This is a genomic window from Fluviicola sp. (assembly GCF_039596395.1).
Taxonomy (GTDB): domain Bacteria; phylum Bacteroidota; class Bacteroidia; order Flavobacteriales_D; family Crocinitomicaceae; genus Fluviicola.
On the sequence record NZ_JBCNJT010000001.1, the window covers coordinates 522400 to 548447 of the forward strand.

The 26048-nt window shown below is 43.5% G+C and carries 22 protein-coding genes and 1 tRNA gene; 19 read left to right on the forward strand and 4 right to left on the reverse strand.

Annotated elements, in window-relative coordinates:
* The first annotated feature begins 30 nt into the window (after positions 1-30).
* From ABDW02_RS02040 to ABDW02_RS02065, 6 genes are all read left to right on the forward strand, one after another.
* Positions 31-1212: a hypothetical protein gene (locus ABDW02_RS02040; protein ID WP_343631646.1), complete on the forward strand. Its 1182-nt coding sequence runs from the start codon at positions 31-33 to the stop codon at positions 1210-1212.
* 15 nt (positions 1213-1227) lie between these two features.
* Positions 1228-1809 (forward strand): Crp/Fnr family transcriptional regulator, encoded by a 582-nt coding sequence (locus ABDW02_RS02045; protein WP_343631648.1) that lies wholly within the window; start codon positions 1228-1230, stop codon positions 1807-1809.
* A 67-nt stretch (positions 1810-1876) separates the two neighbouring features.
* Complete coding sequence (locus tag ABDW02_RS02050) at positions 1877-2269, forward strand: DUF4267 domain-containing protein (protein ID WP_343631650.1); 393 nt, start codon at positions 1877-1879, stop codon at positions 2267-2269.
* The gene (locus tag ABDW02_RS02055) at positions 2266-2778 is read left to right on the forward strand and encodes a cupin domain-containing protein (RefSeq protein WP_343631652.1); all 513 of its coding nucleotides are present in this window, start codon (positions 2266-2268) and stop codon (positions 2776-2778) included. Before ABDW02_RS02050 ends, ABDW02_RS02055 begins: the two co-directional genes overlap by 4 nt.
* Positions 2779-2946: 168 nt before the next feature.
* The gene (locus tag ABDW02_RS02060) at positions 2947-4866 is read left to right on the forward strand and encodes a histidine kinase (protein WP_343631654.1); all 1920 of its coding nucleotides are present in this window, start codon (positions 2947-2949) and stop codon (positions 4864-4866) included.
* Positions 4867-5057: 191 nt separating this feature from the next.
* On the forward strand, positions 5058-6332 hold the full coding sequence (locus ABDW02_RS02065; protein WP_343631656.1) for a T9SS type A sorting domain-containing protein: 1275 nt from the start codon (positions 5058-5060) through the stop codon (positions 6330-6332).
* Positions 6333-6440: 108 nt separating this feature from the next.
* Here the strand turns inward: ABDW02_RS02065 and ABDW02_RS02070 are convergent, their stop codons facing one another.
* Both ABDW02_RS02070 and ABDW02_RS02075 read right to left on the reverse strand, forming a co-directional pair.
* Positions 6441-6722 (reverse strand): RebB family R body protein, encoded by a 282-nt coding sequence (locus tag ABDW02_RS02070; RefSeq protein ID WP_343631658.1) that lies wholly within the window; start codon positions 6720-6722, stop codon positions 6441-6443.
* A 36-nt stretch (positions 6723-6758) separates the two neighbouring features.
* Positions 6759-7091, reverse strand: coding sequence for a hypothetical protein (locus ABDW02_RS02075; RefSeq protein WP_343631660.1), 333 nt, complete (start codon positions 7089-7091; stop codon positions 6759-6761).
* Between the two features lie 199 nt (positions 7092-7290).
* Here ABDW02_RS02075 and ABDW02_RS02080 point away from each other — a divergent pair, with 199 nt between their 5' ends.
* From ABDW02_RS02080 to ABDW02_RS02095, 4 genes are all read left to right on the forward strand, one after another.
* On the forward strand, positions 7291-8094 hold the full coding sequence (locus tag ABDW02_RS02080; RefSeq protein ID WP_343631662.1) for an SDR family NAD(P)-dependent oxidoreductase: 804 nt from the start codon (positions 7291-7293) through the stop codon (positions 8092-8094).
* A gap of 25 nt (positions 8095-8119) precedes the next feature.
* On the forward strand, positions 8120-9034 hold the full coding sequence (locus ABDW02_RS02085; protein ID WP_343631664.1) for a helix-turn-helix domain-containing protein: 915 nt from the start codon (positions 8120-8122) through the stop codon (positions 9032-9034).
* A gap of 186 nt (positions 9035-9220) precedes the next feature.
* Positions 9221-9922 (forward strand): LytTR family DNA-binding domain-containing protein, encoded by a 702-nt coding sequence (locus ABDW02_RS02090; protein WP_343631666.1) that lies wholly within the window; start codon positions 9221-9223, stop codon positions 9920-9922.
* Positions 9923-10264: 342 nt separating this feature from the next.
* On the forward strand, positions 10265-14158 hold the full coding sequence (locus ABDW02_RS02095) for a T9SS type A sorting domain-containing protein (protein WP_343631668.1): 3894 nt from the start codon (positions 10265-10267) through the stop codon (positions 14156-14158).
* Between the two features lie 105 nt (positions 14159-14263).
* On the opposite strand, the gene ABDW02_RS02100 is transcribed toward ABDW02_RS02095, so the two are convergent.
* Positions 14264-15028 (reverse strand): hypothetical protein, encoded by a 765-nt coding sequence (locus ABDW02_RS02100; RefSeq protein WP_343631670.1) that lies wholly within the window; start codon positions 15026-15028, stop codon positions 14264-14266.
* A gap of 227 nt (positions 15029-15255) precedes the next feature.
* Positions 15256-15329: transfer RNA gene (locus tag ABDW02_RS02105), tRNA-Ala, on the reverse strand.
* A 100-nt stretch (positions 15330-15429) separates the two neighbouring features.
* Here ABDW02_RS02105 and ABDW02_RS02110 point away from each other — a divergent pair.
* The 9 genes from ABDW02_RS02110 to ABDW02_RS02150 all read left to right on the forward strand — a co-directional run bounded on the left by ABDW02_RS02110 (position 15430) and on the right by ABDW02_RS02150 (position 26016).
* Complete coding sequence (locus tag ABDW02_RS02110) at positions 15430-16212, forward strand: hypothetical protein (RefSeq protein WP_343631672.1); 783 nt, start codon at positions 15430-15432, stop codon at positions 16210-16212.
* 171 nt (positions 16213-16383) lie between these two features.
* A complete protein-coding gene (locus tag ABDW02_RS02115; protein ID WP_343631674.1) occupies positions 16384-17556 on the forward strand; it encodes an ATP-binding protein in 1173 nt (390 codons plus the stop codon).
* A 362-nt stretch (positions 17557-17918) separates the two neighbouring features.
* The gene (locus ABDW02_RS02120; protein ID WP_343631676.1) at positions 17919-19559 is read left to right on the forward strand and encodes a gliding motility-associated C-terminal domain-containing protein; all 1641 of its coding nucleotides are present in this window, start codon (positions 17919-17921) and stop codon (positions 19557-19559) included.
* Between the two features lie 62 nt (positions 19560-19621).
* Positions 19622-20275 (forward strand): hypothetical protein, encoded by a 654-nt coding sequence (locus tag ABDW02_RS02125; RefSeq protein WP_343631678.1) that lies wholly within the window; start codon positions 19622-19624, stop codon positions 20273-20275.
* Between the two features lie 66 nt (positions 20276-20341).
* Positions 20342-21217 carry an alpha/beta hydrolase-fold protein gene (locus ABDW02_RS02130; RefSeq protein WP_343631679.1) on the forward strand — a complete coding sequence of 292 codons (876 nt, stop codon included), beginning with the start codon at positions 20342-20344 and terminating at the stop codon, positions 21215-21217.
* Positions 21218-21383: 166 nt separating this feature from the next.
* On the forward strand, positions 21384-22838 hold the full coding sequence (locus tag ABDW02_RS02135) for a PQQ-dependent sugar dehydrogenase (RefSeq protein WP_343631681.1): 1455 nt from the start codon (positions 21384-21386) through the stop codon (positions 22836-22838).
* Positions 22835-23191 (forward strand): cytochrome c, encoded by a 357-nt coding sequence (locus ABDW02_RS02140; RefSeq protein ID WP_343631683.1) that lies wholly within the window; start codon positions 22835-22837, stop codon positions 23189-23191. Before ABDW02_RS02135 ends, ABDW02_RS02140 begins: the two co-directional genes overlap by 4 nt.
* Entirely contained in the window at positions 23188-25539 is a 2352-nt protein-coding gene (locus ABDW02_RS02145) for a TonB-dependent receptor (protein WP_343631685.1), read from the forward strand. The genes ABDW02_RS02140 and ABDW02_RS02145 overlap by 4 nt, the downstream gene beginning before the upstream one ends.
* Before the next feature lie 45 nt (positions 25540-25584).
* Positions 25585-26016 carry a DUF1801 domain-containing protein gene (locus ABDW02_RS02150; RefSeq protein ID WP_343631687.1) on the forward strand — a complete coding sequence of 144 codons (432 nt, stop codon included), beginning with the start codon at positions 25585-25587 and terminating at the stop codon, positions 26014-26016.
* Positions 26017-26048 lie beyond the last annotated feature (32 nt).

Sequence of the window (26048 nt, forward strand, 5' to 3'; positions counted from 1 at the left end):
TGCTTGACAGAACTATTTAAAATACTGCCTATGAAATTAGTGACATCCCTTTTATTCCTTTTTCTTTTCAGTTACTACCTGGGTGCCTGCAGTGTCTATAAGATTACGGTCAATAACAAGACGTTTGTTGGAAACAATGAAGATTATTGGGATCCGAATACCAGGATGTGGTTTGAAAAAGGACAACATGGAAGTTTCGGGAATATGTATGTGGGATTTGATAATTTTTATCCGCAGGGAGGTATGAACGAAAAAGGGTTGGTATTTGACGGATTTTCTGTTGATACAAGAACCATGAAACCAAATCCTTCAAAATTATCTCCCGACGACAACCTGTTAAAGCATATTATGCAAACTTGCCGGACTGTTGATGAAGTTTATATGGTAGTCGGGAAATACGATCTGACAACGATGCTTAGTTCGGGTATGTGGATTTTTATAGATCCTTCCGGGAATTACCTGGTAGTTGAGGGAGATGCATTGACCATGGGAAAAGAAAGCAATTATCTTTTATCCAATTTTTGTCCATCCAAAACGCCAAATCTGAACCTGGTGGATATTCCTTTTTACCAGAACGGCAGAAAAATGATGGAAGCCGGAGTAGATACCACTTTGTCTTATCTCTCCTCTTTAAGCGCTATTTTGCATCAGAGTTTCCCTTATGATTTAGGAGGAACACAATACACGACTATCTATGATCTGGACCAAAGAGTGATTCATCTCTATTATTATCACGATTATTCAAAAAGCGTTACGATCAACCTGGTGGAAGAATTGAATAAACCGGATGCAATGGTGATTATTCCGGACCTGTTTCCTGAAAATCTTTCCGGCCAAAAAAACTTCCGGCAAGTGGATCAGGCAAGGACCTTTCTCAAAGATCTGGCTAATCCGTCTTTTTCAAAGGACTATTCCCGGATTAAGGCAGAAATTGACTTCCAGGACCTTTCATTCCTGTTGCGTTTATTTGATCGGGATATCAATGATATAGGTTACAGATTGCTAAACGAAACCGATAAAACACCTGCCATCAATATCTTCAAATTGAATGTGGAATATTTTCCGGATTCCTGGAACGCTTATGATAGTTTGGGAGATGGTTATTTTGCAGCAGGTAATAAGGACCTGGCGATCATGAACTACAGAAAATCATTGGAGTTAAACCCCAATAACCAGAACGCGATCAACCAACTTGAGAAGTTGACGAAATAGATACCTGCCTTAACTATGACAGAAGATTTAATAAAAGCTTTTCGATCGCTGGCAGCACTCAGCCAAAGCGATGCAGATCTTATTACTCAGCTTTTCAAAGAAAAGACGATCAAAAAAGGAGCGTACTTTTTGACGGAAGGACAGATCTGTAAGCACGCAGGCTTTATTGTACAGGGTTTGATGCGGTATTACATCAACCACGAAGGAGAAGACAGAACGTATGCGTTTGCATCTGAAAATAATTTCGTTTGCAACTACGAAAGTTTCATACCGAAAACACCTTCCTTAAAAAACATCCAGGCACTGGAAGATTGCCGGATCCTGCAAATTTCCTACGATGATCTTCAATTGTTCTATAAACAGGTAGAGCAAGGCGAGTATCTTGGAAGAGTCATCATTGAACAGGTGTTTATTCAGACGCTGCAAGACCTGAGTTCGTTTTATACCGATTCGCCTGAATACCGGTACGAAAAATTTATCAGGAACCATCCGGATTTGCAGCAGCGGATCTCCCAATACCACATTGCATCATATGTAGGTGTGAAACCACAATCTCTTAGCCGTATCCGCAAAAGAATTTCCACGTCCCATGATTAATTAACCCAGGTGCATATTTTTTGGATGTGGAGTGTGGAATTTTGTTTCCTATCTAAAAACAAAAAATATGACACGAAAAATTGCAATCTCGTTCGCAGTCCTGGTAGGTTTGGGAATGATTTTCTTAGGAGCAAGATTTCTCCTTTCGCCGGAAGCAGCCGAGGCAGGCTTCGGTATCCGGTTTAATGACCGGGGCGACTATTCCTTCCATTACACCAAAGGTATCCGTGATATTTTCTCCGGTGTTGTTTTATGCCTGCTGATACTCACAAAACAAATCAAAGCATTAGGAATAACGCTGCTGGTTGGAACTATTATCCCGGTTATTGATGTGCTGATTGTGTGGAGCAAGGATTACACCGGGATTGCAGAGGCAATGCCACATATCTCTGCTATTATTATTTGCCTGGTAAGCGGCATTCTTTTACTGATTTCAAAACCTTCCAATCAATCATTATGAAAACAAAAGCATTTATCCGGTTGGTGAGTTCTGCAAAAAACGTTCGTGAAAGCGTCATGGAACTTAATGTATTTCCGGGAGAAAAAACACCCTGGCATTATCACACGGAGTTTTCCGAAACGTTTGAAGTGCTGGAAGGAACATTGGAAGCAGGAGTGGGAAAAGAAATATACCAATTGAAAGCAGGAGATGCGGCCACGGTATCTCCCCATGAACGTCACTATTACCACAATGTTTCAAAAGAAGTCTGTGTGATCAGGGTAATCATCAAGCCGGGCAACCAAAATTTTGAAAAAGCGCTTTTTATTTTGAAAGGGCTGTTCAACGATGGATTGGCAAGTAAGGCAGGAACTCCTAAAAAGTTTTCAGACCTGGCGGTATTCGTTTACCTGAGTAATTCAAGGATGCTGGGGTTTCAAAAAATAGCTGAGCCTGTATTCCGTTTTGTTGCACGAAGAGCTATCAAAAAAGGATATTTGGACGCTTTGATACGAACCTATTACCTGTAAGAATCCAAACGGTAATTCGATGAGGATTAGGGCAGACCGGTAGGAATACCTTGTTAAATTTTAAGATCTCTTTTCACAAAGCCCCTTTTTATTGGGGGTTTTGCGTTTAATATGCTTAATTTTGGGATGCTCTGATCAAAATACTACCTGTCATTAAATCACTTTAACATGAAAATCTCCCAATTAATCGGACTTTTGGCCTTGTGTCTTTTATCTTTTGCTGCAAAAGGGCATGAAATTGACGATTTGCTCCGGAAGGTATCGAAAGTTTCCGGTGAAAGGGAGAAAATAGAACTGTGGGAAAAGATCATTAACCTGAGTATCTGGCAAAAGTCCGAAACGGAAACCAAAAATTACATTTACCAGCTGCACCTTTACAGCAAGCAGCATAAAAACAACTACGGGGTGGCAATTGCTGATCTTTCCTATGCCAAGTATTATGAAAAGCAGCAGGATATGGATAAGGCCAAAGAACATGCCCGTTTGGCTTATGATTATTTTTATTCGAAAGGCGATCAGCTTGGAATGTGCAAGGCCAAACGTCAGCAAGGATTTAACGCGTTTAAAACCAGCAATAATGAATTGGCCACTAAACTGGCTTACGAAGCATTGGACCTGAGTATTCTGATCAAAGACCGGAAGCAGGAGGGGCTGTGTTTGTCGCAGTTGGGAATGCTTATTTTTGGTTCGCAGCCCAAGGAGGGAATCCGGATTGAGCAACAGGGATTTGACCTGCTGCAAAAAATAGGAGCAAAAAGAGAAGCTTCCATTACGGCAATCACCCTTACAACCCTTTATTTGAACAGCGGTGAAAACGCGACTGCGCAAAAGTACATCGATACGTTTTTTGTGCTCCAGCAGGGATTGAATGATCTGGGATTACTCGCCCAGGGAACGATTGATGCTGCTTTATGTGCCCAGTCACTTGGAAAAGCTGACCGGGCAGAGCAACTCCTGGAAGAAAGCGGCCGTTATTTCGCGCAAGTAAAAAGTGATGTGGTGCAGGCGCAATTCTACCGGATGAAAAGTGTTTTTTACCGGGAGAGCAACCGGTTCCCGGAAGCAATTGAAGCTGCAAAGAAAGGACTGGCGCTGATTGAAAGCAAGCAGGGACTGGACAATGAAAAAGGAATGCTGCAGTACACGCTTTTTGTTTCCTACAAAGCATTGAAACAATACGAGCAGGCTATTGCGGCTTACGAGCAGGCCGTTAATTCGGAATTTGTCTTGTATGATGAACAGACGCAGTACGGAATTGCCAACCTGAAGGAAAAATACGAAACGGAAAAAAAGGAACAGGAAAACCAGGAACTGAAACAGGTCAACGAGATCAATCAATTAAAGCTTACGACGAATCGGTATCTGATCTTTGGGATTGTACTGCTGGCAGTGTTGTTTGCGGTTGTATTTATCCTGATTATCCGGAACAACCGCATCAAAGCACGTGAAAAGAACATTCAGCTGCAGCAGAAACTGTTGGTTTCGCAAATGAATCCGCATTTCATCTTCAATTCCCTGAACTCGATCCAGAATTATATTTACAAACAGGATTCCATCAACGCTGCCACTTACCTGAGCCGGTTTTCTGAGTTGATGCGTATGATCCTGGCATTTTCGCGCAAAGATCAAGTGACGCTGGCAGAAGAAAAACAATTGCTGGAGCGTTATCTGGAAATCCAGAAAGTCCGTTTTGGTGACCAACTGGAATGGGAAATTACATCCGATGATGGACTGGATGATGAAAATGTGATGATTCCACCGATGCTGTCGCAGCCGTTTATTGAGAACTCCCTGGAACACGGGCTGTTCAAAAGCGGGGAAACCGGGAAGATCTCCATCCGGTTTGCAAAGGAAAAAGACTACCTGCTGTTTGAAATCGAAGATAACGGCGTTGGCTTGAATAATGCGGTGAAGGACAACGGAAACCATGAATCTTTGGCAACAACGATTACCCGCGAACGGATTGCAGGGATCCGTACACTCAGCGGAACGAACACGACTTTTGAAGTGATTAATTTAAGTGACCTGGACAAAGAGAAACACGGAGTAAAAGTGGTCTTCCGGATTCCTTACGAAACGCAATTCTAGCAAAATGAGAATCCAAAGCAGAGCAGCCGTGGCTGCGCTTCGGATTCAATGAGAATAAGCCCCGATAGCCATCGGAGAGAGTAATTACTTCGTTAAAGTTTCGCGGTGTCGTGCAGTTGCTGGGAATGTTAAATTGCCTGTGTAGAAACTTTTTGGTTATATTTAAGCATTAACACACAATTTTCTACTTTATGAAAATCCTATTATCTACGTTATTCCTGTTCGGGTTTTATGCCTGTGCGCAGGTTTGTAATCCAAACGGAAACATTATCATTTTTTCAAACTACGATGGTGGATCGCTGAACATCGATGTGGATGTGAACATTCCCAATCTGAAGATCGGGGTTGTTTCCTATGAAGCTGTTGAGGTGACTTTTACCGGGGCTTATGTAAACAACATTACCGGGATCGAATACGCCGGATTTAACAACGGGGGAAATACCACTTGCGGAGGAAATATCGCAACAACGACTTTTACCGGTATGCCGGGCGGAGTAACTCCCAACATCGAGTTTGTACCACCTGTTACCTACAGCGATCCCAATGGCTACATGTATATTGATTGCGGGTATTCCTGCGGAACAGGAAACCAGGGCGGTTGCAACACCGCGGCGCAGATCTATGCTTATTTCGAAAGTGTTTTTGCGGGGACTGTTTACTCCCACAAAACGCAATACGGCTGCTGGTCCGGAACACAAAGCCTTTCAGGCGGCGGGAATTGCTGTGCTGCACCACCGGCACCATCCACACCACCGGTAGCGGATTTTTCGATCTCGGATAACATGATCTGTGTGGGTGATTGCGTGAATTTTACCGATCTGACAACCAATTCACCGACTTCCTGGCAGTGGGATTTTACTCCGAATCAACCGGCGACTTCCACGGACCAGAACCCATCAGGGATTTGCTATACCGCTCCGGGAGTTTACCAGGTTACACTGATCGCGTCCAATACCGACGGAAGTGATACCATTACGCAGTCTATTACGGTAATTGGAGTGGATACTTCGATTTATGTCAACGGAACTACCCTTACATCGGGGGCAACCATCGCCACGTATCAATGGATCGACTGTGCGACTAATTTGCCGGTTGCTGGAGCTACATCTTCCTACTTTAATCCTACCGTAAACGGATCGTATGCGGTAATCGTTACGCAAAACGGGTGTACGGATACTTCCGCATGCGGAACTGTTAACTCACTGGGACTGGACCAGCTTTCGATAGCCGATTTCCTGACAATAGCTCCCAACCCGTCGAAAGGCATTTTCATAGTGGTTGATCAGCAAGGTAAGTTATCCGATCAATTGGTTACAGTGACGAACCTGTTGGGAGAAACCGTTTATTCAGCGCGCATTACTGACCAGAAGACTTCTATTGACCTGTCTTCCGCAAAAGACGGGATTTACCTGGTGAGTGTCGGAAGTGACCGCGGGCAACTGGTAACGAAGATTGTGAAAGAGTAATTGGCGTTATACAAACCACATTGTAAACAAACACCCGCGGAATTCCGCGGGGTGTTTTCACATTTAAATAGTTGACTTACAAAGTGGTGTTTGTTTTGGGTGAAATTCTTATTTAGGCGGCAATTCGTCTGAAATTTTGCTTGTGGAAATGCTACCAGCTGCGGTATCAATCGCATAAAGCAATGTAATTCCCTGCGTGGTTGCAGCCTGTGCAATGACGTTCATATTTTGTTGTGTTGTTACTGCGTTCTCAAAAAGAATCCCGGTGCTGTGAGCCATTGCTTGGTATATGCTGGATAAAGCCATAGCCGACGCATCTGTAATAACTTTCGAATTGGTTTGTGTAACCGAATCGGTAACCTGCGAATTTACTGCTGTATTATCTGCCATAATGAAAAGTGATTTGATGAATAAATGAAATTAAGATTATTTGCCGACCATTTTTAAAGCGTTTTCCACTTCAAGGGTTAATTGCTTGATTAAATCAATGTAGCCGGAAGAAGATTCTTTGATCGCTTTCAGTACAATGTCTATATTTTGAATGACTGCAGCGTCTTTGTCACTGTTTGGATTGATAATTTCAGCGACTGCTTTTGCGGTGGATGCCGTTAGAATCTGCTGCAATGCATGCTGATTGGCAACCATTTGCTGCATGAGTAAGTTTACATTGAGCGCAAATCCGGAAAGCAGGGTTTGGTGCAATACATCGGCGGTATTAGCGGGAAGTGAGTCGTGTGACTGTTCAGTGTTTGTTGTCATAGCGGTACGTAATTGGAGCGCAAATTAATCAATGTTCGGGAACTGGCAATTTTTTTAACCGTTAAATACAAACACGAATTCCCTAAAGCTTCGTAATATAAATGAATCTCTATCCGCATTTTTCACCCATCATTCCGCCTTTTGGTTCCATGTGCTAAAAACATCTTTCGGAACTTTGTTCCGGTTTTAAAAGAATAACATGAATTATACATTAATAACAGGGGCCAGTGGCGGAATAGGGGAAGCTGCGGCAAAAGCATTTGCAGCTAAAAAACACAACCTGGTCCTGGTATCTAGAAGTGAGCAGAAACTAAAAGACCTTTGCGAACAACTTTCCGGTAGTTACGGGATAAAAGCAGAATACATTGCGGCGGATCTGAGCCATGAAGAAGCGCCGGCAGCTATTTACAAAGCTTGTTTTGAACGGCATTTAACCGTCAATGTTTTGATCAACAACGCAGGAATCGGTTCGAGCGGAGATTTTACGGACAATGCACTTCAATCGGAATTGGATATCATCCGTATCAATTGCAGTTCGCTCACTGCTCTGACCCATTTGTTTTTAGCAGACATGAAAAAACGCCGGTCCGGAAGAATTGTCAACATCGGTTCCCTGATCTCATTTATTGCCAGTCCGTACATGAGCGTCTATGCGGCATCCAAACACTTCGTGAAGATTTTTACCTATTCGCTGGCGGAAGAAAGTAAACTGTACGGGGTCGACGTATTGTTCTTTAGCCCGGGACTCACAGCTTCCAACTTCATGAACACACAGGCCAACGACAATGCCTGGGGAAAAGCACTGACCGAGGGAGCGAATACGCAAACACCTGAACAGGTGGCCGGGGAATTGATACAGGCATTCGACCGGAAAAAAGCGTTCCATGTTTCCGGGAGCAGCAACCGGAGAGCCGCATTCCTTGCCGGTTTATTTCCCTTACGCACCATTGCACGCGTGTTCGCACGGCGAAAACAAAAAGAAATGGGCTTGCTTCGCAGTTAATTATCCGTTACATTTAATCGTTGGAATGAAATCGACAGTTCATCATATCGAAACGATCCGGGAACACCACCAGGTTTTGGGATATCCTGCCCTGAGGCATCCGCTAATGAGTATACACCGCTTTGAAGATCTGCCATTATACGAGGAGCGGGGAAGAGTGAGCTTCACGCTGGGATTTTATACCATTACGCTCAAACGGAATTACGACTGTAAAGCGATTTACGGGCAAACAAGTTATGATTTTGACGAAGGATTGATGGGATTTACTGCTCCAAGACAACTTTCCGTGCTCGATCCCGGGTTCACACTTCCGCAGGAAGGCTGGATCATTTACCTGCATCCGGATTTTCTCAGAAACAGTTCACTGGCAGCAAAAATCAAATCGTTTGACTATTTTCACTATGCTGTAAACGAAGCACTGATCCTGTCGCAGGAAGAAGAGGAAGAAATCGAGCAGCTTTTCCGCAGTATTCAAACCGAATATCAACGGCCCATCGATACATTCAGCAGGGATATTCTGTTGTCAAAAATCGAGTTGTTGCTGACCATGAGCAACCGGTTCTATCACCGGCAGTTTATCACCCGGAAAACACCCCACAGCGAACTGCTGACCCGGTTCGAAGCGATTCTTGACGAATATTTTAACAGTGAAAATCAACCGGATGGTTTGCCTTCGGTGGGTTATTTTGCAGAAAAACTGAACCTTTCGGGTAAATACCTTTCCGACCTGCTGGTCAGCCTTACCGGACAGACAACTTTGCAGCACATACACCACAGGCTGATCGAAAAAGCAAAAGAGAAACTGGCGGCAGGTACGCTTACAGTCAATGAAATTGCTTACGAACTCGGATTTAACCATGCACAATCGTTCAGTAAGCTTTTCCGGGCAAAGACCAATCTTTCGCCGGTGGAATTCCGGAAATCATTTCACGAAAGCTGAATCAGAATGAGAACCCAAGCAGATTGGCCGCGGCTGATCGCTTCGGATTAAATGAGATTCGATTTATTCAGACGGATAGAGAACAGCAGGACAAATTAGATACAAATCAGGTGAAATGTCCGGATATATAATAATTTTTAGTTGTAAAAGCTGTATTATTGAGGCATCAATGATCTTGTTTCATTCATGAGGAGCTATACACTAATCGTAGTTGATGACAACCCGCTGGTTATCGGGCTGGTAGGGCAATTTTGTAAAAATCACAAGGACATCGTCTACCTGAAAGGTTTTCACGAACCTTTGGAAGCATTGGATTATCTCTCGAAGCATGCGGTTGACATCGTGATCCTGGATATTGAAATGCCGAATCTAAACGGGTTGGAATTCGCCAAAATGATCCAACCGCCTACGAAGTTTATCTTTTCGACCTCTCATAAAAATTATGCCCTGGAAGGCTTTGAACTGTCGGCAACAGACTATTTATTGAAACCTTATTCTTTCGAGCGTTTCGAACTGGCGGTAAACAAAGCGATCAACCTGATCAACATGGAAGAGGCTTCTAAACCTGCTGCGGAAGCTGCAATCGTAGTGAAATCGAGTTACAGCAATGTGAAGTTGTTCCTGAAAGACATTCAGTACCTGGAAAGCGTGGAAGATTATGTGATCATTCATCTGGACAACGAAGAACCTGTAAAAGTGAGAAGTACTTTGAAAGGCATTTCGGAAGAACTCCCGAAAGAAGAGTTTGTCCGCATCCACAGATCTTACATCGTGCCGCTGTTTCGCGTAACGGAGTACCGGAAAACGAAAGTACTGGTCGGTGAAACCGAACTGCCGGTCAGTGTGTCATATAAAGACGATTTCCTGAACCTGATGAAAAATCGCTGAGCCAACCGCATTAAAAAGTTTTTTAGTGAATCAATTTTTGAAAACCACAACGTTTTAAACTGAGCATTTAGTTTATTTATTTTTCGCTGTGTCCCTTGATATATCAGTAATTGAGCTACCTTCACGGACTAAAAAAAACAATTTATTGTTAAAATGTGCCTTCCGGCGAAAATCAATAATCCGCGGGATCTTGGTTTCGTTTTCCTGAACCCGGCCAATGTTAAATGAGAAGGCCATTTTTGCTGGGTTTTCCTTAAGTTCTTGTCTTCAAAAATAAATTATATGAGACAAAGTTATTTTCAAATGAGGAGTTTACCTAAGTTGTTAGGTATAACCGTCTTCATGGGAACATTGCTATCCAATTATTCGTGGTCCCAGCAATCGAAACAACATACCGACCAGAAACGGTATGCTGCGATCAAAGCAAAACCGGCCATCGAACAAAAAAAGAGTGATGAGGTGAGAGCGACAGCTTTCAATGGAGTGGAAGACCTTGAAAAAAGGACGAAAAATGCCAAACACTTCCGGAATGCGAATGGTACATACACCGCTCAAATCGGTGGGAATTACCACTACAAGGACGCGAACGGCAAGTGGCAGGATATTGATTTGAATATCGGGCAAGGAGTAAGCGGAATGCCGGGATATGGATTCCAAAACGTAACAAATGATGTGAAAAGCTATTTCCCGCAGCATGCAGGAACAGAAGGTGTAATCATGCGGCTTGAGAATGGTTCTGAATTCACGTGGTGGAAAAATCCGCAATTCAGAATTGTGTCAAGCGGAAATGCAGTGAACCTAAAAAGACCTTCTGCCGTTCCGGGAACAGTATCCGGTGAAAAATTGTCCTATCCGGACTTATACCCAAATATTTCAGAAGAGTTTGTGGTATTGAACGGCGGGATAGAAAACAACTTGGTCCTGAATGCACTGACACCTGAATTGGCTGCTTTGTCTGCAGGCTCAACACTGGAGTTCAGCCAGTTTATTCCTTTGCAGAACGGCTGGCAGATTTTCAATGCCGAAGGGAAAGCAATGACGGGAGATTTCCGGACAACTGATTTCTCACTTCAATTAGGAAATGCCGACAGCAAAATCTATTTCGGCCGGGTAACGGTGTTTGACCGCGCTATTTCCAAACAGGAAGCAATGCTGATTCACGCGCCTGCAGATAAGTTGAGTGCGGAACAGAAAAAGCAGCTGGAGCAAAGTGTTTATACCATTACTTACCAGGTGCGTTTTGTGAACGGGGGAGTGGAAATCATTTCTGCGCTTCCGGCTTCCTGGCTACAGGCTTCCGGGCGTAGTTTCCCGGTTACAATCGACCCGACGGTTACGATTACCCCGGCAGGAGTTGAAAGTACGTTTTACGGGCCGATGTCGCACTGGTATGGTTACCAGCGTCACGCAACCCTTTACCTGCAATCGGAGATCGGGATTTACGGAACCATTACAGATATCGAGTATAACAGTACGACCACCGGAACTGCAGGAAGCAGACCTACGAAAGTGTACATGCAAAAGACCCCGAATACAACACTTTCTGCAGGAATCTGGAATTCCGCAACCTATACGGGTGGTTCGCAATTGTGCTTAGACCAGAATACCGACCAGGGGAATACAACAGGCTGGAAAATGCTTTCTCTGACCGCGCCTTTTATCTACGACCAGGATAATTTGATGATCATGGTACTGGACGCATGGGGAGGATCGGGATCTACCAAATACTACAACATTTCACCTACACCGGCAAACCGCCAGGCTTATAGCAGGGTAGACGGAACTGATCCGGGAGACGGGGCAAGTCTTTCCATCGAGAACAGATTGTCCGAAATTCGCATCACCTACGTTCCTTCTGCTACTTGTACCGGTTTACCGGCTTCCGTAACGGCTTCGGCAGATGCATCTGCTATTTGTCCGACTGTTCCGATCAATTTATCACTGACCGGTATGTCTATCCAATCAGGAATCAGCGTACAGTGGGAATCATCTACAGACGGAGGAACAACCTGGAACCCGTTGGGAGCGCCTCAAAGCGGTTTGACTTATACGGTTACCGGCGGACAAACAGTGGAAACACAGTACCGCGCGGTGGTAACCTGTGTGCCTACAAGTGATGAAGTGACTTCTTCGGTTGTGACTGTTACGATGTCGGCACCGGTTAGCTGCGGATGTACTCCGGCGGCTTCCAATTGCAGTCTGGACGATGAAATTCAAAATGTTACGTTTGCAGGAATCGATAATAACAGTACTTGTTCTACCGGAGGATACGGAGATTACCGCGCGTCTGTCAGCCCGGCTTCCGTGGTATCCGGATTGAGTTACCCGATAACCGTTACAACAGGGGAAGGAGGAAATGAAGCTGTTGCCGTATGGATCGATTACAACCAGAACGGTGTTTATGAGCTATCCGAATATGCGTATATCGGGAATACAGCAGGAGGAACGGTGAATACTACTCTGAATATTCCGGGAGCAGCATTGGCCGGAACAACGAGTATGAGAGTTCGTTCATTCTACATTGCTTCCGGTGATCCGTTGTTGGTTTACGAGGATACCCCGAATTCAGCATGTGCTACCATCAGTACCGGTTACGGAGAGACTGAAGATTACCTGGTAACGATCGCCGCAGGGGCCAACTGTTCCGGAGCACCGGATGCAGGTACAATCTCTGCCAGTGAAACGATTGTTTGTCTGAACGAACCAATTACATTGACGTCCGATGCATCGAATCCGGTTGTAGGAGTTGAATACCAGTGGCAGGCTTCTGTTGATGGCGGCGCAACCTGGACGGATTTAGGAACAGCTTCCGGAGTTTCAACTTATACGGTTCCTTCCCAATCCGAAGAAACCATGTACCATTTGATAGCAACCTGTACCCTGACAGGCGATGCGGATACATCTGCAAGTGTTACCGTTGATCAGCAGGTTCCAACACAGTGTTACTGTATCAATGCTATTCCGTTCAACTGTACGGACGGAGATTTGATCACGAATGTAACAATCGGAAGTATCAACAACAACTCCGCATGCGGAAGCACTTCAACCGGCTATTCCGACTATACGACATCCGTTGCTCCGGCAAATATCCAGGCTGGAACTACCGTTCCGGTTTCAGTTTCGGTTGGTCCTTCTGGTGGAGGCTGGATGTACGAATCCGTTGGCGTATGGATCGACTACAACCAAAACGGATTGCTGGATTCCATTGAAGGCGAATACACGAATGTAGGGACAGGATTGAACCAGGCACTAACAGCGAATATTGCCATTCCGGCAACGGCACTTCCGGGGCCAACGCGTATGAGAGTAGTTGTAACTGCGAGTATTACCGGGTTACACGCTTATGTATGCGGACCTATCGACGAAGATGAGAATTACGGTGAAATGGAAGATTACACGCTGAATATCCTGTCTACGGTTGTTGTTGACAGTGTAGTGGTAGAAACACAGGGCGGAGTTCCTGCACAAATTACCACGCCTGCCGGAACTTTACAGCTGGAAGCAACGGTTTATCCGTTGACAGTCAACCAGGATGTGACCTGGAGTGTGATCCCGGTTACCGGTGGAGCTACGATTTCCGCAACAGGTTTAGTAACCGCACAGGCCAACGGAACCGTTTGGGCAAAAGCGGTATCCGATGAAGATCCGACGAAAGCAGATTCTATTCTGGTAACGATCAGCAACCAGACGGTAATCGGTGTAGACAGCGTGGTGGTAACAACAGTGGGCGGAGTTCCTGCTCAGATTACCACACCAGCCGGAACATTGCAGCTTCAGGCAGCGGTTTACCCTTTAACGGTGAGCCAAAACGTAACCTGGAGTTTGATTCCTGTTACAGGCAGCGCAACTATTTCTACAGGAGGATTAGTGACTGCATCCGGTAACGGAACCGTTTGGGCGAAAGCAGTATCTGTGGCCGACGCAACCAAAGCAGATTCGATTTTGATCACCATCACGAACCAGGATTTGGGTGTTGCAACTTTAAACCTGTCAGACTTTGCACTTTATCCGAACCCGACAACTGATTTCGTAACCTTGAAATCGGCTGAAGAACACGGAGCGCTGAACTTGACAATCATGGATGTAGCCGGAAAAGTAGTATTCTCGGATCAATTGACCGGCAATGCGCTTCATGCAGGCTACCAGGTGGAACTTGGAAGTTATTCGAACGGGATCTACATCTTGCGATTAACCGGAAGCGACACAAACATACAACGCCAGATTATCAAGAAATAATCACGTTTTAGAAGGAAAGCCCCGATCCCGTATGTAAAGGGTCGGGGCTTTTTGGTTTTTTGAGATGAATGGAAACGGAACCAAAATCTAAGAGGTTTATGAAAGCTATTTATGCTTTCGTTGTCTCACCACTTTACCATCTACTTTCACGGTTTTGGTGAACATACCATTTTCTCTAACATCAATAATTTCTTTTCGTCCTTTTCGTTTTCGTTTAATTGTGTATGACTCATTGTGATTCAATTTTAACTCGTATGTACAAATGCCGAACTTATTATATTTCAACCCTACGTACTGAAAGTTAATATCGTCTGAAAGAGTATAGTGTTTTAGCTCACCGTTTGGAAAGAACGAGGAAGTATTGTAGTACTTGCTTCTCAACGAATCTTCACGGAACAGTTTGTATTCAATCCATTCAACTTTCCCATTATTATAGGTGATTCTCCTCGAACCATTAAAAATGGAATCGTTAAGTTTCGGATAACGTAACCCGGTGTAAATGATTTCATTTTTTCTGAAATAATAGACTTTTCCTTCCGTAAGACCACAGTTGTATTCACATAAAATCTGATAATACTGGTGCGACGAATCAGTAGGGTTCCATGATTTATCAAAATATTCACACCACAAACCATCCTTCTCGCGCACCATCCCAGTGGTATCAAACCCCGGATTCAGTAGGAGATCGTTTACGCCAATAGAAGGCTGTCCATTATCGCGGACATATCTCCATGAGTTTCTTGTGATGAGTTTTTCTTTTCTATAGAATCGTTCCTTATAATCAAAAGAAGTATCGATGTCTTTCAATTGCTGTTGACCGAACGCCCAGAAAATGAAGAGGTAAAAGATGAAGGTTGTAATGGATTTCATTATTTACAAATATCGAATAATTCAGGAAATCACCCAATGTTTTTTGAACTTAAAGGGAATCGAACCGCTGCCCGTCTCAATAAGTTCACCTGTCGGTTCTATTGTCGAGCGTATCGAAAACACTCGATCTGACAATGGGATATTGCGGCTTCGAACTGGAATTCCGCACTCTTCTCTCGCTCTGCAAAAAGAAAGCCCAGACATTTATCGTCCGGGCTTTCTTTTTGTGGAGAATATCGGACTCGAACCGATCACCTCAACACTGCCAGCGTTGCGCTCTAGCCAGATGAGCTAATCCCCCAATGTTTGGTGATGCTAAATTAGCTTTTTACTTTGAATTGAAGCATCGAACACAAATTTAGCTCTTGAAATTTAATTGATTTCCCTCTTTGCAGAGAAGTATGAGTACTGTTCTTGAAGAAGGTAGGATAAAATCCAATCATCCCAAGAACCGATTTTATAAAGCCAAAACTTATAACGGTGCGATTCCATTTTACTCTGAATGGATTACTTCGGAAACTAAAACAGGCAGTTCGGAAAGATTTTTAGGTCACTTAGTTTTATTGTTCGATGTTTGGAAAAAACACAAATTTATAACAATGAAAAAAGCATTATTTGTACTTTCAATAACGTCCCTTTTATTTATTTCTTGTTCTGAAACAGAAATAAAACAAGAGCCCAAAACGCCAACTCAAGAAGAATTGAAAACAATTGAGAATTCCTCATTGTACACCGAAATCCTTTTAATTGAACCTAAGATATTAGAACCAAGTAAAACCTCGTTTGTAGGTATTGAGGATTTGTATTCCTATTCTAAAACAATCAAAAAGGGTATGGGTTCAGATATTGATTCTATTAATAAAAAAGGAATGTCGTTAAAAGAACCTCTTAAAAAGCTAATCAACAATAACATGGCTTTCAATAGAAAACTGTGGGCAAAAGAACTAGGCGATGCACTTTGGGAAAACGATATTGATGTTTCTATTTCTGGAAAGCATAATGAGGTGGTTACATTTACGGGAGGATTGTTTGCTAGCAATCGAAATATTAAAGATTTTGAGTTAAAGCTAATTGACAAAATGCGTGAATTAAGATTTAAGAGATCACAGTACAAATGGTTTGATGGTGCAGATGAAATGACTTATTATGACATTTCATCTAAAAAAGACGATGAGTTATTCTAACTCGCTCCTAATCCGCTGTTAAAACCTCATAAAACCAAAGAAATAATAGTCTAACAAACCGTTGCACAAATTTTTAGTCTCGAAGCATTAACGAGACGAGAAACTATGAAACTTCATTTTCATCAATTGAAGTTCATTGTAAAAACTGATAATGCCCCTTAAAAATAACATATGACTCAAGAACAACAGCAACTATTGCTGGGACAGGTTTTCTCTCCTATTTCGCCAATTCAAGAAAAAGATTTCTTTTTTGGAAGAATTAATCAACTTGAAAAAATTGCAGATGCCATTAATGAAAATGGACAACATGCTATTTTATATGGTGAACGAGGTGTTGGAAAGACCTCCCTTGCTAATATAATGTCAAAATCTTACACAAATTTATATCCTGTTAAAATTACATGTGATAGACAAGATACATTTAAAAGTTTATGGGAAAGAGCATTTGAGAGCATTCAATTCTCTAAAACTACTACTGGTATTGGTTTCAACGCTGAACAAGTAACTTCAATTATTAACCTCAAAGGACAAATTTCAAGCATTCCAAACTTAAGAGCGAACCAATTAGTTAATATTATTAATTCATTTGGCAACTTTAAAACTTTATTCATTTTTGATGAGTTTGATAATATCAGTAATGAAAAAACTAGAGCTTCATTTGCTGATTTGATAAAATCACTTTCGGATAATAATGTAAATACAACTGTAGTTTTGGTTGGAATCGCTGATAGTATTGAAAATTTAATAGGAAATCATCAATCTTTAGAAAGATGTCTAAAACAAGTTAAAATGCCAAGAATGAAACCAGAGGAAGGTGAGCAAATTATTATCAATGGTCTTGAAAAGCTTGAAATTAAAATTGACAAAAAAATTACTGATAAAATTTTAGAGTTTTCCTCTGGATTTCCCCATTATATTCACCTATTATGTAAATATGGCGCAAAAGAATTAATAAAAAACAAAAAAGATAATTTTTCAGAGGCTTACTTGACAATTGCCATTAGAGAAGGTATTGAAAACACTTCGGAACAATTAAGAATTTCATTTAGAAAGGCGATACTGACATCCAATAGTAGCAATAAGTGGAGAGATTTAATTTATGCGTGTGCGAATTGCAATTTAGATGAATTTAATGCTTTTACCATAACTGATGTTGTGTGCCAATATAATCAAATGACAGGAAAATCTATAAGAAACAATGATTTAAATTATAATTTAAATAAGTTGACAACTGATGATAGAGGTGAAATTTTGACCAAACTTGGAAAAGGTATGAGTACAAGGTATTCCTTTAAAAATCCCATGATGAGGGCGTTTGTAAAACTAAAAATACATTCAATCTAAAAAGAATAATGAGCTAATGAAATGGAGTTATAGCAAAATCGGATTTTCAACAACACTTTAATTTTTTAAGACTATATTAAGTACTGAATTGATTTAAGAGACCGAAAGTATATCTGCAAACCAAATGTTTTACCAAAAACAAAGCAAAATTGGCGGAAGAAACTTTTTTGGCTTGATCAGCAATCATTTCCGGTTCCATTTCCGGTCACTCTTCTCCACAAAAAGAAACAGCCCTGATGTTTATCGTCAGGGTTTTCTTTTATATTCCATTGGTATGAGCCAACCTTTTTACAAACAGACCGTTAAGTCTTCTGGAGAATAGAACAGCAAAGAACGATTGCTGTTTTTAGAACTACACTACGATGAATCAAATAACCAAGCTTCTTTTTCCTGTCCTGCTGATTTTACTGTTTGATGGATCTTCTTTCGGACAAGCGGATTGTGATTCCGTTACAGCCGGAATTGATCAAACGGTTTGCGCCGGTGCTGCCATTCAGTTGCAGGGCAGTTCTCCGGGCGCCACTAACATTGTTTCAAATTATTGGACGGGAGGAAACGGCGTCTATGTGCCCGGTAACAATGTACCGAACCCGCTGTATTATCCTACAGCAGCTGAAATAGCGGCCGGCGAAGTCAATTTGCAGTATCATCTTACATACAATGCTGCAACTCCTTCTGCAGATGCTTCTTTACTGGCGTATGATCACCTCAACGAAGATTCCATTTTTTACATCAGTCCGATTGATGGAAGTGTGCAAGGTGTTCAAAGTAATTCAGGAAATGACCTGACTGCAATCGGCTATCAATCCAATACGAATTTACTGTATGGAATTTCCAATATCGTTGAGCCTCCCAACCTGTTTGAAATCGATGTCATAACCAATGCCGTAACATTATTGATCAGCAATTTAGGCTATTCTTTCTGGGCAGGCGATTTCGATAATTTAAATCAATTGTTTTACGTCATAGGTACTCCCTATGGAGCTGCACAGCAGCAAGGACTGTTTGTTTTTGATTTCAGTTCTGGAACGCCGGTCGGTACGTATATTGGCCCGTTAAACCTGACAGGCGATAATAATATCGTGTTTTATAACGGAGGAGACGGTATCAACGGGCTGGCTTACGATCCAAACACGAATAGGTTATACGGGGTTTCGTTTAGCGGACAATTGTACGACATTAATCCTGTAAGCGGGAATGCAACGCTCATTGGAGATTGTCAGCCGGGATTGCGGGGATTGGCTTACGATTATACGACTAACAAATTGTGGGGATGTGATGAGTTCGCCAACCTCTATGAACTGGATGAAAATACCGGTACATTATTGAATACGGTGGATTGCCAGGGAGATTTTGTCGTGGTCACCTCGTTGACTTTTGCTCCCGGGCTGATCGGCGAGACAGTAACTTGTACGGATAGTTTACATATCGATATCATCGACTGTAATATGAACTGCAGCAGTCAGATGAGTATTTTGGGTGATTCGTGCACTCAGGAAGTTTTTTCTTTTTCGATCTTATCAGATTCTTCCATTGTTAGTGCGCTTTGGAATTTTGGAGATCCCGGCAGCGGAACGGACAACACCTCAAACGCCATCAACCCCGATCACACATTTTCATCGGCTGGAAGTTACACCGTTACGGCTATTGTGAATCTGAGTTGCGGGACCGATACCCTCACTGAAACCATAACGGTAGTCCCTTGTGAGACTCCCGAAACCCTGACATGTGAATTAGAAGTTCCAAACATATTTACGCCCAACGCCGACGGCATAAACGATCATTTTGCCCCGAATTCGAATTGTTTGTTTGACCAGTACGATTTTTTCATTGTTAACCGGTGGGGCGAACTGGTTTTCACAGCTTCCGGCCAAACTGACAAATGGGATGGCAAATATAACGGAACCAACTGTTCCGAGGGTGTTTATTTTTACGTGATAAACTATCAATTTCCGGCACAGCAAACCCAAATGGTTCAGGGTATGGTGACACTTAGCAGATAGTACAACAATCTTCGATTCCCGAACCCGATTTTTTCTTAGTATTGAAGTTGTAATAAATCGAAATGATAAAAACAACCTTACAAATCGCGCTTTTGACCGCTGTGTTGTTCTCCTGCACCTCCGGAGATGAAACCCGGGAGAATCAGCATAAATTGGAGATCGGGGATTATACCTTTTCGTTTCCGAAGGAATATAAATTGGTTAAGGAACAGGGAATGGATTCGGATGTAGGGAGAATTACCAACGGAAAAATCAGTTTTCATTTTGATTTCGGGTATTACTCCAATTCGTTGGATCAATCGCTTGATGAGTTCTTGTCTGAAGAAGTCTGGAAATGGAATGCTTTGGGTACGAATCATTTATTGTCGACGGGAAATATTACGGAGGCGACTAAAGATATGCGCTTAATCCGTTATCAGACTACGGATAGCGTTCATTACCGCTTGTTCTTTCTCCATAAATCGGATACGATTCACTATGATTTGGAGATTCCGGCGGACATGCGAAAGGTAAAAATTACAACCGATACCATTGATCAGATTTACTACAAATTTGTTCGCTCTGAAACCTATGCCGGTTTATACGCCAAAGATCTGAAAAGTTACAGCAAGTCGATTAATTCATACAAATCGTTATCGATACTTGCAGACAAACTGAATTCCAGGGAAGTTGAGGAATGCTTTAAAATACTGCAAACCTGCAAGCCGAAAAAATGAATGGATTAGTGGTAAAAACATTAAATTTGAAAGAACAGCCAATCGGCTTCATCAAAATTGAAAAACATGAAAAACACCCTGATACTCTTATTCCTTGCTCTTGGCGCATTATCCTACGGTCAGAAAAACAAAGCAAAACAAGCTGAAACCAACACTGCAAAACCGTTTGTATTGGGAGTCATTGACGAAATTCAATCCAAAGAACTGGGGGAAAAGCGCATTGTGAATATTTACCTGCCGCAAGGCTATAACCCGGCGGATTCCGTAAAATACCCGGTAATCTATTTGCTGGATGGTTCTGCGGATGAAGACTTTATCCACGTTGCCGGGCTGGTTCAGTTCTATAATTTCGAATGGGTTAACCAGGTCCCGAAATCCATTGTGGTGGGAATTGCATCGGTTGACAGGCAGCGCGATTTTACGTTCCCAAGCACGCATGAGGATCAGAAGAAAGGACGTTTTGTGAATACCGGGCATTCGGATAAGTTCATTGCGTTTATCGAAAAGGAATTGCAGCCCTTTATGGCAGCTAAATACAAGGCGAACACCGACAAAACGTTGATCGGCCAATCTCTGGGCGGCTTGCTGGCAACGGATATCCTGTTGAAGAAACCGGGAATGTTCAATCGCTACATTATCATCAGCCCGAGTTTGTGGTGGGATTACGGTTCCCTGCTGGAGCTGAACTCTGCACTTTTGTCGGAAGGGTATAACAAACCGACAGACATTTACATCGGTGTGGGAAAAGAAGGATTGACACCAACTGACCCGGCACGTGTGATGGAAGTCGACGCGAACCTTTTGGCGGATAAACTGAAAGGAGCTAAAAATCCGAACGTGAAAGTACACTTCGATTACTTGCCGCTCGAAAATCACGCAACAATTATGCACCAGGCGGTAATGAACGCGTTCCATTTGTTGTATACCGTTCCGAAGGAATAAACATTTCAGCAGTTTTATTATTTCACCTGTTAGTGATCTTTTGATATTCAACTACCAAAACTTCTATAACTACTCTCTGTGAAAATGTAATGAGTTTTCATACATGATGTCTTAGTTTGGTACTGTCAGTTAATAAACTTTAGCTGACCTTACTAAATATGGATGTATGAGAAAAAAGCTATTCCTGAGTTTTGTCCTTTTCAGCGCGTTGTTGCTGACAGGATGCTACACCACCCGGAAATCGAGAGGTGGAGGCCAGATCAAAGTCATTCCTGCACGTACTATTGACACATCAGATATTTTATTGCTTCCCGGTTACAAGATCGAACCGGTTGCTGTGGATTTGACTTTTCCGGCGGCGGTTACTTTTGATGACGAAGGAAAGATGTACGTAACAGAAACGGGCTATTCCTACGGTGAAATCTGGAAAGAACCGAAACTGATCCGTTTGAATGCCGATGGCAGCAAAACAACCATTGCTTCAGGAGAAAAAAATGGCCCGTGGACAGGAGTTGTTTTTCACAAAGGATATTTCTACCTGGTAGAAGGCGGAGCATTGGGAGGCGGGAAAATACTCCGGATTTCTAAAGACGGGAAGATCAAAGTGCTCACGGAAAATCTGCCGAGTATGGGCGACCATCAAACCAACGGCCCGGCGATTAAAGACGGATACATCTATTTCGGCCAGGGAACTGCAACGAATTCAGGTGTCGTTGGCCCCGATAATGCCGATTTCGGCTGGTTGTGGCGTAAAAAGGATTTTCACGACATTCCCTGCAAGGATATTGTGCTGAATGGGATCAATTATCCGTCAGACAATGTACTCACGGACGATAAAGATGATACAACGCTTACCGGCCCTTATTCAGCCTTTGGCGAAGCAGTTGTTGCTGGGCAGGTAATCAAAGGCGCGGTTCCGTGTACCGGTTCCATTATGCGCATTCCGCTGGAAGGCGGGCAACCTGAACTGGTAGCCTGGGGATTGAGAAATCCGTACGGACTGGCCTTTTCGGAAGACGGTAAGTTGTTTATTACCGAAAACGGTTTTGACGATAGAGGAAGCCGCCCGGTTTGGGGCGCAGGTGATGTGCTTTGGGAAATAACCACCGGAATGTGGTATGGATGGCCGGATTTTTCAGAAGGAAAACCCATTCAGGACGATGAAGAGTTCAAACCACCGGGCAAAGGTAAAGTGAAGCCGGTACTTCAAAAATACCCGAACGATCCTCCCAAACCAACAGCGGTTTTGGGTGTGCATTCTTCCTCCAACGGATTTGATTTTTCGACCAGCAGCAAGTTTGGTTTTGTCGGTGAGGCTTTCATTGCGCAATTCGGTGATATGGCCCCGACAGTAGGTGATGTCCTGGCTCCGGTTGGATTCAAGATCGTGCGGGTGGATGTCAAAACAGGCGTGATCCGTGACTTTGCTGTGAACGAAGGCAGAAAGAACGGTCCGGCTTCCTGGTTGGGCGAAGGAGGATTGGAACGGCCGCTTTCGGTTCAGTTCGATCCGACAGGCGAAGTACTCTATGTAGTTGATTTCGGGATCATGAGAATGACCGAACAAGGACCGCAGCCACAAACAAACACAGGTGTAATCTGGAAAATCACGAAATTATGAAACGGTTCTTAGTACTATTGATCATCGGGGGAATGGGAATTTTCCTGATGGATTATTGCGGTATACGCAAATCTGAACCGGTTACCGGTAAAGTGTTTGTTCCTGCAAACGATCAAATCGCTCACGGCGAACAATTGTTCATGATGCATTGCCAAAAATGTCATCCGGGAGGTGAAGGCGGTGTCGGTATTGCGATCAACCCGGTACCGGTACCTCAATTCGTGAAGCGTTTCCAGGTGCGGCACGGGCTGGGAGTGATGCCTTCGTTTAAAAAGGATGAAATTTCCAAAAGCGATCTGAAAGATATTTCAAAGTACATGAAGGCATGGAACCATTATAAAAAAGCAAAATGAGCTTTTTCCGTTATTTCCTGCCGATTTGGATCGTATTCCTGATCTTTCCGGCCTTTTCCCAGGAATTTTCCGGCACAGTCAAAAATGAAACGGGTGATCCTGTCCAGGCAAGAATCCGGGTATTGAATACCGAAACGGAAACCCGTTCAAATGCGGATGGAATGTTTGTCATTAGCGGACTATTACCGGGCGAGTACTTGCTTCATATTTCGTCACCAACTACCGGCTCGCTGGAATACCCGATCCGGTTTCCGGATACGGTGCAGCACGAAATTATCCTGAAAGACAAATCGGTTACCCTGGAAACAGTGACGGTTTCGGCTGTGAAACAGGAAACTTTGCAGCGAGATTTTCCGGGAAGTGTGACCATCCTTTCTGCAAGAGATGTTACCCGGTTGCGGCTTTGGAATACGACAGATTTTACAGCACTTGCTCCGAACCTTTTTACCGGGAACCCGGGAGATAACCGGACCGTCACTTCCATCCGGGGAATTACTTCAACCTCTTACGATCCGGCGGTGGCAACATACATCGACGGAGTCAATCAATTCGGGCTGGATACTTACATTTCCGAATTGATAGATGTGGAACGAATCGAATTTTTGCGCGGCCCGCAGGGTACACTTTATGGGCGCGGTGCAATGGGCGGTGTAATCAGCATCATTACCAAAGAACCGTCGAATAAAACAAGAGGGTTTGCGGAAGCACACCTGGGGAATTACGGCTGGCAGCGTTACAGTGCGGGAATCAGCACGCCGGTGGTCAAAAATAAACTCTATGCGGGAGTTTCCGCTGTTTACCAGTCACACAATGGTTTTTTTACCAATGAGTACAATCATTCCTCTTTTGATGTGCAGCAAACGATTACAGCGAATTACAACCTGAAATACCAGCTTGGCAAACACTGGTCGTTACGGGCAAATTTCAAGCAAAACCATCACCGCAATAACGGAGCTTTTCCCCTTCATTCCAGCAAGGAAGAAGCTATGGAGCAGCCTTATCGGTTGAACCAGGACGCGGTTGCAAAAATGATCGATAATACGCTCAACGGTTCGCTTTCTTTCCACTATTCCGGGAAGCAATTCCATTTTGTGTCACAATCTACTTTCCAGACAAACCAGCGTTATTACGACGGAGCTATTGACGGCGATTTTTCTCCGTTGGATGCCGTGTCGATCTACAATGATTACGGCGGAAAATGGAATCGTACTACCGTTCCTGCACAGGAATTCCGGTTTAGTTCACCGGCCACAGCCAAGCGCTTGAAATGGGTTGCGGGAAGCTACTTGTTTTTCCAGGAAGGATTTGTGAAGCAAGCGGTGAAATATGGCGGGGATGCTTTGCTGATCGGTGCGCCCGATACCGATTTTTCGGTGATTAATACTTCTAAATTCCGGAGTGCGGGCGGGGCTTTATTCGGGCAGGTAACATGGGTTTTGATCGAAAAACTGGAGTTGACGGCCGGTTTGCGTTACGACCTGGAATACAAACGGCAATCAGTACTGAGCGAATACCAAAAAGACCCGGATCCGGAGCCGCTTTTCGCGCTGCGTTCCGATACAACCGGAAAAGCTGATTTTACCGCTTTCTCCCCGAAAGCAGGGCTGCTTTATCATATCAACGAGACTTCAAGCGGGTATGCGACCTATAGCCGGGGATTCCGTCCGGGTGGATTGACCCAGTTGTCAAACGATCCTTCCCAGCCGCCGTTATATGCGTTTGACCCGGAATATAGTGATAACCTGGAAGTGGGATTTCGCAGCAGCTTGCTCAAAAACCAGTTATCGTTCCATGTAGCACTTTTTTATACCATGGTACTGAACGCCCAGGTGCCAACATTGATTCTTCCCGAGGCTATCACAATCACCCGCAACGCCGGAAAATTGATCAGTAAAGGCGTAGAACTGGAATTGGCTGCATTGCCGTTCAAACAAGTGGAAATCCGTGGTAATTTCGGGTATACCGATGCGAGATATCCTTCTTTAACACTTTCTCAAAACGACCAGGCTGTTGAATTGGATAATCACCGCCAGCTTTTTACTCCGCGTGTTACTTCATTGCTGGTACTTCAGTACACGCAGCCTCTGAAACATGCTTTTGTGGCAACTTTGCGCGGTGAATGGAAATATGTGGGGGATCACTTTTTCGACCTTGCGAATCAGATTTCGCAGGAAGCGTACAATTTGCTGAATGTAAGAGCGGGAATCGGGTACAGACAATTCGAATCGGCGATTTGGGTAAGGAACCTGGCAGATACCCGTTTCATCGATTATGCCTATGATTTCGGAGCGGTTCATTTGGGTGCGCCGAGAACATACGGTTTGTCCCTGATTTTTCATTTTGACTAGTTCGGACAATTGATTTTCCGGGATTATTCGTACTATTGACCCGATATGGAAGTACAGGAACAAATCAGCGAATACATCGGAAGTCAGCCCGAACCCAAGCGCGGGGAAATGCAAACGCTGCACGAATTGATACTCGGTATTTCACCGGGCTGCAAGTTGTGGTTCACGGATGGCAGGAATGCGGAAGGTAAAGTGGTTTCCAATCCGAATATCGGTTACGGAGGTTACATCATTCACTATGCGGACGGAACAAGCCGTGAGTTTTACCGCGTTGGCTTAAGCGCAAACACAACCGGTATCTCTGTTTATATCCTGGGATTGGAAGACAAAACCTTTTTAGCCCGAACCTATGGTGAAACGCTGGGTAAGGCAAGTATTACCGGTTATTGTATCAAATTCAAAACGCTGAAAAACATCCATCCGGATGTCCTTGGAGCGGCCATCCGATACGGGTTGGAGCTTCCCACCGGAAACTAATTTTTTCTTTCCTGCCGGAATCCATTCAAATC

Bases quoted from the DNA above. Each gene is read 5' to 3' on its own strand.
- ABDW02_RS02040 (WP_343631646.1), top strand. From the start codon at position 31: ATGAAATTAGTGACATCCCTTTTATTCCTTTTTCTTTTCAGTTACTAC.
- ABDW02_RS02045 (WP_343631648.1), top strand. From the start codon at position 1,228: ATGACAGAAGATTTAATAAAAGCTTTTCGATCGCTGGCAGCACTCAGC.
- ABDW02_RS02050 (WP_343631650.1), top strand. From the start codon at position 1,877: ATGACACGAAAAATTGCAATCTCGTTCGCAGTCCTGGTAGGTTTGGGA.
- ABDW02_RS02055 (WP_343631652.1), top strand. From the start codon at position 2,266: ATGAAAACAAAAGCATTTATCCGGTTGGTGAGTTCTGCAAAAAACGTT.
- ABDW02_RS02060 (WP_343631654.1), top strand. From the start codon at position 2,947: ATGAAAATCTCCCAATTAATCGGACTTTTGGCCTTGTGTCTTTTATCT.
- ABDW02_RS02065 (WP_343631656.1), top strand. From the start codon at position 5,058: ATGAAAATCCTATTATCTACGTTATTCCTGTTCGGGTTTTATGCCTGT.
- ABDW02_RS02070 (WP_343631658.1), bottom strand. From the start codon at position 6,722: ATGGCAGATAATACAGCAGTAAATTCGCAGGTTACCGATTCGGTTACA.
- ABDW02_RS02075 (WP_343631660.1), bottom strand. From the start codon at position 7,091: ATGACAACAAACACTGAACAGTCACACGACTCACTTCCCGCTAATACC.
- ABDW02_RS02080 (WP_343631662.1), top strand. From the start codon at position 7,291: ATGAATTATACATTAATAACAGGGGCCAGTGGCGGAATAGGGGAAGCT.
- ABDW02_RS02085 (WP_343631664.1), top strand. From the start codon at position 8,120: ATGAAATCGACAGTTCATCATATCGAAACGATCCGGGAACACCACCAG.
- ABDW02_RS02090 (WP_343631666.1), top strand. From the start codon at position 9,221: ATGAGGAGCTATACACTAATCGTAGTTGATGACAACCCGCTGGTTATC.
- ABDW02_RS02095 (WP_343631668.1), top strand. From the start codon at position 10,265: ATGGGAACATTGCTATCCAATTATTCGTGGTCCCAGCAATCGAAACAA.
- ABDW02_RS02100 (WP_343631670.1), bottom strand. From the start codon at position 15,028: ATGAAATCCATTACAACCTTCATCTTTTACCTCTTCATTTTCTGGGCG.
- ABDW02_RS02110 (WP_343631672.1), top strand. From the start codon at position 15,430: ATGAGTACTGTTCTTGAAGAAGGTAGGATAAAATCCAATCATCCCAAG.
- ABDW02_RS02115 (WP_343631674.1), top strand. From the start codon at position 16,384: ATGACTCAAGAACAACAGCAACTATTGCTGGGACAGGTTTTCTCTCCT.
- ABDW02_RS02120 (WP_343631676.1), top strand. From the start codon at position 17,919: ATGAATCAAATAACCAAGCTTCTTTTTCCTGTCCTGCTGATTTTACTG.
- ABDW02_RS02125 (WP_343631678.1), top strand. From the start codon at position 19,622: ATGATAAAAACAACCTTACAAATCGCGCTTTTGACCGCTGTGTTGTTC.
- ABDW02_RS02130 (WP_343631679.1), top strand. From the start codon at position 20,342: ATGAAAAACACCCTGATACTCTTATTCCTTGCTCTTGGCGCATTATCC.
- ABDW02_RS02135 (WP_343631681.1), top strand. From the start codon at position 21,384: ATGAGAAAAAAGCTATTCCTGAGTTTTGTCCTTTTCAGCGCGTTGTTG.
- ABDW02_RS02140 (WP_343631683.1), top strand. From the start codon at position 22,835: ATGAAACGGTTCTTAGTACTATTGATCATCGGGGGAATGGGAATTTTC.
- ABDW02_RS02145 (WP_343631685.1), top strand. From the start codon at position 23,188: ATGAGCTTTTTCCGTTATTTCCTGCCGATTTGGATCGTATTCCTGATC.
- ABDW02_RS02150 (WP_343631687.1), top strand. From the start codon at position 25,585: ATGGAAGTACAGGAACAAATCAGCGAATACATCGGAAGTCAGCCCGAA.